Origin of the sequence: Brevundimonas sp., from assembly GCF_036402095.1 — a bacterium.
GTDB lineage: Bacteria > Pseudomonadota > Alphaproteobacteria > Caulobacterales > Caulobacteraceae > Brevundimonas.
In genome coordinates this window covers 1-8,141 of record NZ_DASWTO010000016.1, presented here as the reverse complement: position 1 = coordinate 8,141, position 8,141 = coordinate 1, and the positions used below count along the sequence as shown (strand labels likewise).

Sequence of the window (8,141 nt, the reverse complement as noted above, 5' to 3'; positions counted from 1 at the left end):
ATGTCGCTCGACAGCTTCGCGCGCCAGCAGGAGCAGATGCGCGGCCAGTTCTCCAAAGCCTTCGGGGCGGCCCCGGGCGCCGGCCTGATCGACGAGGCGGTCAAGCGCAACATGGCCATGTTCGCCGAGGCCATGAAGATGTGGCCGGGCTTCAGCGCCGCCGGCGCCGCCCGGCCCGCCGCCGCCGCCGCGCCGCAACCGGAACAGCCCGCCGCCGATCCGCTGGCCGAGATGCGCCGTCAGATGGACGAGATGCGGGCCCAGCTCGACAAACTGGCCCAGCCGCCCGGCAAGGCCGGCTGACATGGCCGACGAGGTCAGCCCCGTCGGACCGGTGCAGCGCCGCGACGAACGCCGCGAACGCGATCGCCGGGCCGCCGAGCGCCGCGCCGCCTCCGACTCTCGCGCCCTCGTGCCCACCGACTTCCCGGCCGGGGCTGCCGACGGCCCGGCAAGACCTGCCCCCACGCCGGCCGCCGAAGCCTCCCCCGCCGCCTTCGCCGCCCAGGTGATCGGCCAGACCGGCCAGCGGCGCGGCCTCAAGGGCGGCCCGCCGGTGCTGGACGCGGCCCGCTCGACCTACCTCGGAAACGCCTATTCCGGCGCCGCCGAACGTCGCCCCAAGCCCGGCAAGGCGACCGACACCGACGTCTGATCCCGCGGCACGGTCCTTGCTGACGTCAGGCGCAAACGCCTCCGTCCGGGACCGCCGCCATGCTGACCTTTCTCGCCCGCACCGTCGACGTCACCGTCGTCGCCCTGATCTTCGTCGCCTTCAGCTGAGGCTTGCGCGGGGGCCCGGGCGCCGCTAATCCCCCGCCCGTCATCGGGGAGTAGCCGCCCGCATCGCCAGCGGGGTTCGCGTCAACACACTTTCCCTCGCCCGGAGGGAATGGCGCGATCGGACCTTCGGGTTCTGGCAAGACCGCTGGCTTCGCAGGGCAGCTTCCACGCGGGGGCCCGGCTGCGAACGCCACAGGTCTGTCCGCCGACGCCCCCGCGCACGACGACGAATTGAACGCCTTCCTGATCTCGACCGGCCTCGTCTCCATCGCGGAGATCGGGGACAAGACCATGCTGCTGGCCATCATGCTGGCCGCGGCCTGGCGCCGCCCGCTGCCGATCCTGCTCGGCATCCTCGTCGCCACCCTCGCCAATCACGCCTTCGCGGCGCTGGCCGGGACGGTGCTGGGCCATTTCATGGAGGGCGCATGGGTGCGCTGGGTGATCGGCCTCGCCTTCCTCGGCTTCGCCGTCTGGGCGCTGATTCCCGACCGCTTCGAAGAGGCGCCCGACACCACCGAGAAGACCTTCGCCGGCGTGTTCTGGACCACCACTGCCGCCTTCTTCGTCATCGAGATGGGCGACAAGACCCAGGTCGCCACCGCCGTCCTCGCCGCGCAGTTCCAGTCCCTGCCCTTGGTCGTCGCCGGCTCGACGCTGGGCATGATGCTGGTCAACGGCCCGGCCGTGCTGCTCGGCGAGGCGGCGGCGCGCAGACTGCCGCTGAAATGGATCAGGATCGCGGCCGCCGCGGGCTTCGCGGCCACCGGTCTGTGGGTGCTGCTGGCGGGCTAGACCTCGAACACCCGGTACGGCGTCTCGCCCAGCGTCCGCAGCACCGGCAGGGCCACATTGTAGACCGGCACGCCCTTGTTGGTCCGTCCCTCAGGCTGACCGCGATGCGCGTGGCCGTGCACCACCAGGCTGATGTTGTCATAGCGGTCGATGGTCTCGCCCAGGCGCGAGGAGCCGAGGAAGGCGTGGATCTCCGGCGGCTCGCCCATCACCGTGTCGACCACCGGCGAATAGTGCAGCAGCACCACCGAGCGCTCGGTCCTCAGCATGCGGATCGAGTTCTCGATGTGGTTGGCGTCCTCGACCGCCTCCTGCACGAAGGCCTTGATCGAGGCTTCGCCGAACGGGCTCAGCATGTAACGGCCGAAGCCGCCGATGAAGCCCTTGCCCCCGGCGAAACCGACCCCGTCGATCTCATAGGCCTGGCCGGTCAGCATCTTGACCCCGGCCTCGCACAGCAGGCGGGTGACCTCGTCCGGCTGGCCGCACTCGTGCTCGTGGTTGCCCAGCACCCCGACCATCGGAATCTGGCAGCCGCGCAGATCCTCCAGCAGGATCTCGACCTCCCGCGTCTTGCCGAAATTGGTCAGGTCGCCGCACAGGCACAGCACGTCGGCGTCCTCGTGGACCCGGTCGAACAGGGCGCGGTGCGGCCGGTCGTGGGCCTCGCCGACGTGCAGGTCGCCGACGGCGGCCACGCGCAGCTTCTTCTGCGGGCCCGGCTCCAGCCCCGGCTGCGGCGTCTGCGGATCGGGATGGGCGGCGCCGTTGGACGCCTCACTGGGTGGATTCATGCCGTTCCTCCAGTCCCTTGCCGACCACGTCGCCGAAGCCCCACTCCTTGATGTCGGCGATGTAGTCGCGCGGGCTGAACAACCGGCCGCGGCAGACCTTGACCCGCGGCGCCGGCAGATCGACCTGGGCCCGCAGCCGCTCGCTCAGTTCCGTCATCAGCCACGTCGGCACCAGGTCCCGCTCGGTCGGATAGGCGAAGCGGAAATTGAGCAGGTGCGCCATCAGCACCTCCCAGTAGAGGTCCATCTGGTCCAGCAGGAATTTCCAGTCGATCGCCTCGGCCTGCTTGAGGATGACGTGGTTCACGTCGGCGCCGTCGAAGCGGTAGCGGTCCTGGATGAACACCTTCGACAGGATCAGGGCCGTCGGCGGCGTGATTCCGACCCTGTGCCCGTAGACCTCGATGGTGTCCTTGCCGAACCAGCTGTCGCTGACGGCGATGGTGCCGTTGGACATGGCGAAGATGACGTCGAAGAAATAGCGCTCGTCCTTCCACACCTTGGCGATCCAGCGCTCGTCCTCGACATCGGTGCGATAGCCGCGGGCCTGGAAGAAGGACAGGATACGCGGATAGTCCCCCGGCTTGCAGAACACGTCCAGGTCCTTGGTCGGCCGCTGGATGCCGGTATAGGCCGTCACGGCGTAGGTCCCCGACAGCAGGAAGGGGATGCCGCTCTCCTTCAGCAGCCCCAGCGCCTCGTCATAGAAGGCCACCGCGTCTTCCGGGGGATGGAAGCTGGGGTCGGCGACGGTGTCTGACATGGTGCGGACCCTCTGGGGCGAGGGTTTGGAAACGGTCGCGGTTGCCGCGCGGTTCCTTGGCGAACGACGCGCATGCATCTGATTTGTTTACGGGTCGGCTCTAGACCTGAGCCTTCGTGGTGGCCGGGAGGGGTCCGCTTGCAGGGTCGTTGGCGTCTGTTCCGACATGACGCGGGTCGCGCCGCCGGTCCGCCGGCGGTCGTCTATGTGCTGCTCTACGCCGCGTCGCTGGCGATCAGCTACTGGACCGTGGCGCGGTTCGGCACGGCGACCATCTGGCTCGCCAACGGCATTCTCGTCGCGGCCCTGCTGCAGCTGCACCGCCGTCCCGCGGTCATGGTCCTGACCGCCTGTTTCACTCTCGACCTGTTCGGCAACAGCCTGCGCGGCGACGCCGGTCTGTTCCTCTGGATCAACGCCCTGCTCAATTTCAGCGCGGCCATGCTGGCGGCCGTGCTGGCGCGGCGGGTGTGCGGCGCGGCGCTCGACCTGCGCCGGCCGCGGCGGCTGGCGCTGTTCGCCCTGTGCGCCGTGGCGCCGGCGTCCGCCTTGTCCGCCCTCTTGGGAATGGGCCTGCTGGCGGTCGTCGCGCCGACCTCATGGCCGGTCTGGCTGTTCCAGCTGCAGACCTATTTCACCATGGAGGTGCTGGGCATGCTGCTGGTGACGCCGGTGCTCCTGCTGCTGGCCCGCCGTCACCGCTTCCAGGGCGCCGCCCCGGCGTCGCGACGCGAGAGTTTCGCCCTCGTCGCCGTGATGCTCGCCGTCACCGGCCTGGTGTTCTGGCAGACCGAGGCGCCGGTGCAGTTTCTCGTCTTCCTGCCCATGGTGTTGATCGGCCTGCGTCTGTCGCCCACCTGGACCGCCGGATCGCTGGTCGCCATGGCCACGGTCAGCGGGATCGCCACCCTGCTGGGGTACGGGCCGGTCCAGCTGACCCGGCTCGTCGAGTTCGCCGGTCTCGAGGCTCTCCCACCGATGGTCCGGCGTCTCGGCGTCTACAACCTGTTCCTGCTGGCCATGGTGGTGACGGTCCTGCCCATCAGCACGGTGATGACCGAGCGTCGCCGGCTCGAGGCGCGGCTGCGGGCCCGCACCGCCGCGGCGCAGGAGGCCCGCCGCGTGGCCGAGGATGCGGCCGCCGCCCGCTCCCGCTTCCTGGCCATGATGAGCCACGAGATGCGCACCCCGCTGAACGGCGTGGCCGGCTTCGCCGACCTGCTGGCGGGCCGGGCGGATCTCGACCCCGAGGCCGTGCGTCAGGCCCGCCAGATCCGCGAATCCAGCGACGGTCTGTTGATGCTGGTCGAGGACATCCTCGATTTCGCCCGCGGCGAACACGCCGTCTCACCCGAGCCGCTGGACCTCGCCGCCGTGGCGCGCGAGGCCATGGGCCCCAGCCGCGCCGCCGCCGACGCCATGGGCCTGGCCCTGACCATCGATGACCGCCTGCCGGCCCGGTCGCGCTTCAACTGCGACCGCCGCGCCCTGCGCCAGGCCCTGCATCCGCTGATCGCCAACGCTGTGAAGTTCACCACCGAGGGCGGCGTCTCCATCCGCCTCGACCGGGCCGGCGAGGGCGTGATCATCCGCGTTTCCGACACCGGCTGCGGCATCGAGCCGGCCCATCACGCCCGGCTGTTCGAAGCCTTCTCCCAGGCCGACGCCTCGACCACCCGCCTGCACGAGGGGGCCGGCCTCGGCCTCGCCCTGGCGGCCCGCCACGTCCGCCGGCTCGGGGGCCGGGTGGAGGTCGACAGCCGCCCCGGCGAGGGTTCGACCTTCACGGTCCATCTGCCCCTGACCCGGGCGCCCGACGCCGCCGTCGAGCCGGTCCCCGCCCCGGCCCCCGCCGTCGCCGCGCCGGAAAGCGCGGCCGGCCAGGCGGCGCCCGTCGAAGAGCCGTCCCGCTCGCCGCACGTGCTGGTCGTCGACGACCATCCAGTCAATCGCGAGGTCGCCCGCATCATGCTCCAGGCCATCGGCTGCGAGGTGCATGAAGCCTGCGACGGCCGCGAGGCGGTGCAGGCCGCCACCGCCCGGATGTTCGACCTGGTGCTGATGGACGTGCGCATGCCGCATATGGACGGCCTCGAGGCGACGCGCCGCATCCGGGCCCTGCCGGAGGCCTGGGGCGCCGTTCCCGTCGTCGCCATGACCGCCGACGCCATGCCCGAGGACGTGGCCCGCTGCCTCGCCGCCGGCATGAACGCCCACCTCGCCAAGCCGGTCAGCCAGGCCGCCCTGTTCGCCACCGTCTCCCGCGCCCTCTCCGGCGACCTCCCCGCCGCCGTCGAAGCCGCCTGAGCGGCAGGGCGGCGACAGGCAACAGGGTTGCTTGGGTATCGGAACCGGCAGTTGGCGACCCGGGCGGTGACCTGAACACTCGTTCCTGTTGCCTGTTGCCTGCTGCCCTACCCCCCGTACCGCCCCTCGAACGGAAAACGCCGCGCCCAGAACGCGCGCAGTTCAGGCAGGTCGTCGACCCGCCGCATCACCTCGCCCATGCGCGGGGCGACCTGATGGAAGCGCGCCCGGTGCGGCGTCCAGCGGCTGGCGACGGCGACATACAGGTCCAGCACCGTCGGCTCCGGCCCGAGCAGGAAGCGGCCGGGGTCGATCTGGCTCTCCATCCGGCCCCAGCATTCGGCGATCCGCTCCGCCGTGCGCGCCTTGATCGTGGCCTGGGCCGCGGGATCGTCGCCGGCCAGGCGGGACGGGTCGTCGCGGACCCAGTACATCGAATAGATCGAGGCGGGGATGAAGGTCATCCAGCGCAGGAACTGCGCCCGCCGCGGGTCGCACGGCTCGGGGCCCAGCGCCGCTTCCGGATGCTGCTCGGCCAGCCAGATCAGGATCGCCGCGCTCTCGGTGATCGTCTCCCCGTCCGGGGTGATCAGCGCCGGTATCTGCCGCATCGGGTTGACGGGGGCGACCTTTTCGCGCTCGGCCTCGCCCTCCCAGGTGACGGCCTCGACCACCTCGAACGGGGCTCCGATCAGGGTCAGCGCCGCCTCGACCGGAACCGAGCCCGAGCCGGCGGCGCCATAGACGGTGTAGGTCATGTCGATCTCCTGCCGGCATTCTGGCGCCGAAACGCGCCGGAGAGGCACGAGCAGTTCGCATCGACCGACAAGGCCTGCTTGTGCGGACGTCAGCCCCACGCCGGACGGGAGCGCGGGCGGACGTCCGCGGGAGTCAGGGCCGCTGCGGATAGACCCCCGTCATGGCCATGCACCAGTTGGTGGCGGTCGCGGGCATCTGGGTCGGGAACGATGTCGTCTGGCCCGCCGGCGCGATCATGGCCGGGTTCATCGGCACGTCCGGAGCCGCCGCCGGGGGAGCGTAGACGGGCGTCCCGGTCGGGTAGATCCCCATCATCGAGTTGGCCGGCGAATTCGACGCCGGCGCGGTGGGGTCGGCGTTGAAGCCGTGCGCGTGCGCCGGCAGTTGCGAGGTCAGCACGGTGACCGAGGTCTGACCGTCGCGAGTCCCCACCGGAGCGTCGTTGCTCGCCCCTGTCGGAGCGCGGTCGCGCAGGTCGGGCAGGGCGAAGGTGTTGATCCCGTCGCCGCCGAACTGGGTTCCGAGCAGCGAAAAGAGCGTCGTGTTCTGCCGGATCGACAGCAGGCGGCCGTCGGCGCGGACCCAGTCTTTCGGACACCAGGGCGTGCCGAATTGCTGCAGCTGCCCGATGTAGAAGTCGTTGGTCTGGGCCGCCGACGAGCTCCCGGCGCCGAGGGCGGCCAGGCCGAGGGCGGCCGCGACGGCGTATTTGAAACGTGTCATGGCGTGGCTCCTCAGGGTTGCGACGGATAGATGCCTTCCATCGCCACGCACCAGTTCATGGCGAGGACGGGGCTCTGGGTTGAAACGGGTTGATTCCCGCCCGCCACGCCGACGATGCCGGCGTGCATCGGCACGTCCGGCGTGGCCGTATTGGGCGCGTAGATCGACTGCCCGGACGGGAAGGTTCCCAGCGAGGCTCCGGCCGGATCGTTGGTCGCGGTCGCGGCCGAGGAGCCCATGACCACATGGACGTGCGCCGGCATCTGGGCCTGGGTCAGGGTCACCGAGCTCTGCCCGACCTGGGCGCCGGGCGGATTGGTGCTCGACCAGCTGATCGGGGCCCGGTCGGACAGGTTCGGCAGCGCGAACGTCACCTGGCCGTCGCCGCCGTAGGTCGTGCCGTAGAGCGAATAGAGGGCGTTGTTCGCCGCGATCGACAGCAGGGCGCCGTTGGCCTGCTGCCAGCCGACCGGACACCACGGCGTCGCGAACAGGGTGACCTGCCCCAGAATGGGCTCGACCTGGGCCGTGGCGGGCGCCGCCGCGCAGGCCAGCGCCAGGCCGGATGTCGCGGCCAGCATTGTCAGCTTGAGCTGTCTCATCTGTCACCTTCGGAATGATCGGGTCGGGCGCGGCGGGGACGGCACGACGCCTGTCGACGGAAGCCGGCCCCCGTACCGGCGCGTTCGTCTCGACGAACGGCCGAGCTTCCCACAGCCATGGTTTGGCCCCTATTCACATAACGGTGATTCATCACGGTGAATCGCCCGTTCACCGCACTCGGGGGTCCGCACGATTGCGGTCGCCCCCTCCACCGGACAGCGCAAACGGCGCGGCGGGTTCATCCCCAGCTTCTCCCCAGAAGCCTGCGCTGCGCCTACCACATCTAGCGGTCGCGGAAAAAGTGATCGCAATATAGCCGCATTTCGGCTTGGCGCCGGGGCCGCTCGCCCGCATGGTGAACATCACCTTCCGGATTCGCCGACAGAGTTGCTTCGATGAACGCGCACGCCCCGATCCAGACCTCGACGCCCGGCCTGCTGACCGCCTCGGCGGCCTACAAGCCGTTCCGCTATCCGTGGGCGTTCGACATGTGGAAGAAGCAGCAGCAGGTCCACTGGATGCCCGAGGAGGTGCCGCTGGGCGAGGACTGCAAGGACTGGGCGGCCAATCTGACCGACAGCGAGCGCAACCTGCTGACGCAGATCTTCCGCTTC

The 8,141-nt window shown here is 70.4% G+C and carries 10 protein-coding genes and 1 riboswitch; of the genes, 5 read left to right on the top strand and 5 right to left on the bottom strand.

The features are described from left to right. From VGD32_RS01125 to VGD32_RS01115, 3 genes are all read left to right on the top strand, one after another. A partial coding sequence (locus tag VGD32_RS01125) for an aminotransferase class I/II-fold pyridoxal phosphate-dependent enzyme (protein ID WP_331030065.1) occupies positions 1 to 303 on the top strand: 303 nt, incomplete at its 5' end. 1 nt (position 304) lies between these two features. Then, positions 305 to 655, top strand: a complete 351-nt coding sequence (locus VGD32_RS01120) for a hypothetical protein (protein WP_331030064.1) — start codon at positions 305 to 307, stop codon at positions 653 to 655. 161 nt (positions 656 to 816) lie between these two features. Continuing rightward, positions 817 to 918, top strand: a riboswitch (yybP-ykoY riboswitch). 96 nt (positions 919 to 1,014) lie between these two features. Next, complete coding sequence (locus tag VGD32_RS01115) at positions 1,015 to 1,578, top strand: TMEM165/GDT1 family protein (RefSeq protein ID WP_331030063.1); 564 nt, start codon at positions 1,015 to 1,017, stop codon at positions 1,576 to 1,578. Here the strand turns inward: VGD32_RS01115 and VGD32_RS01110 are convergent. Beyond that, a complete protein-coding gene (locus tag VGD32_RS01110; protein ID WP_331030062.1) occupies positions 1,575 to 2,372 on the bottom strand; it encodes a metallophosphoesterase family protein in 798 nt (265 codons plus the stop codon). The two genes, VGD32_RS01115 and VGD32_RS01110, sit on opposite strands and share 4 nt — an antisense overlap. Further along, positions 2,356 to 3,135 carry a hypothetical protein gene (locus VGD32_RS01105; RefSeq protein WP_331030061.1) on the bottom strand — a complete coding sequence of 260 codons (780 nt, stop codon included), beginning with the start codon at positions 3,133 to 3,135 and terminating at the stop codon, positions 2,356 to 2,358. Before VGD32_RS01105 ends, VGD32_RS01110 begins: the two co-directional genes overlap by 17 nt. 138 nt (positions 3,136 to 3,273) lie before the next feature. Here VGD32_RS01105 and VGD32_RS01100 point away from each other — a divergent pair, with 138 nt between their 5' ends. Beyond that, complete coding sequence (locus VGD32_RS01100; protein ID WP_331030060.1) at positions 3,274 to 5,442, top strand: response regulator; 2,169 nt, start codon at positions 3,274 to 3,276, stop codon at positions 5,440 to 5,442. Between the two features lie 107 nt (positions 5,443 to 5,549). Here VGD32_RS01100 and VGD32_RS01095 read toward each other — a convergent pair whose 3' ends face one another. The 3 genes from VGD32_RS01095 to VGD32_RS01085 all read right to left on the bottom strand — a co-directional run bounded on the left by VGD32_RS01095 (position 5,550) and on the right by VGD32_RS01085 (position 7,526). Further along, positions 5,550 to 6,200 (bottom strand): glutathione S-transferase family protein, encoded by a 651-nt coding sequence (locus VGD32_RS01095; RefSeq protein ID WP_414644313.1) that lies wholly within the window; start codon positions 6,198 to 6,200, stop codon positions 5,550 to 5,552. Between the two features lie 133 nt (positions 6,201 to 6,333). After that, on the bottom strand, positions 6,334 to 6,924 hold the full coding sequence (locus VGD32_RS01090) for a phage tail protein (protein WP_331030059.1): 591 nt from the start codon (positions 6,922 to 6,924) through the stop codon (positions 6,334 to 6,336). 11 nt (positions 6,925 to 6,935) lie between these two features. Continuing rightward, entirely contained in the window at positions 6,936 to 7,526 is a 591-nt protein-coding gene (locus VGD32_RS01085) for a phage tail protein (protein ID WP_331030058.1), read from the bottom strand. 396 nt (positions 7,527 to 7,922) lie between these two features. On the opposite strand from VGD32_RS01085, the gene VGD32_RS01080 reads away from it, so the two are divergent. After that, positions 7,923 to 8,141: ribonucleotide-diphosphate reductase subunit beta (locus tag VGD32_RS01080; protein WP_331030057.1), on the top strand; the 219-nt coding region annotated here is incomplete at its 3' end.

Bases quoted from the DNA above. Each gene is read 5' to 3' on its own strand.
- VGD32_RS01105 (WP_331030061.1), bottom strand. From the start codon at position 3,135: ATGTCAGACACCGTCGCCGACCCCAGCTTCCATCCCCCGGAAGACGCG.
- VGD32_RS01090 (WP_331030059.1), bottom strand. From the start codon at position 6,924: ATGACACGTTTCAAATACGCCGTCGCGGCCGCCCTCGGCCTGGCCGCC.
- VGD32_RS01110 (WP_331030062.1), bottom strand. From the start codon at position 2,372: ATGAATCCACCCAGTGAGGCGTCCAACGGCGCCGCCCATCCCGATCCG.
- VGD32_RS01085 (WP_331030058.1), bottom strand. From the start codon at position 7,526: ATGAGACAGCTCAAGCTGACAATGCTGGCCGCGACATCCGGCCTGGCG.
- VGD32_RS01095 (WP_414644313.1), bottom strand. From the start codon at position 6,200: ATGACCTACACCGTCTATGGCGCCGCCGGCTCGGGCTCGGTTCCGGTC.
- VGD32_RS01120 (WP_331030064.1), top strand. From the start codon at position 305: ATGGCCGACGAGGTCAGCCCCGTCGGACCGGTGCAGCGCCGCGACGAA.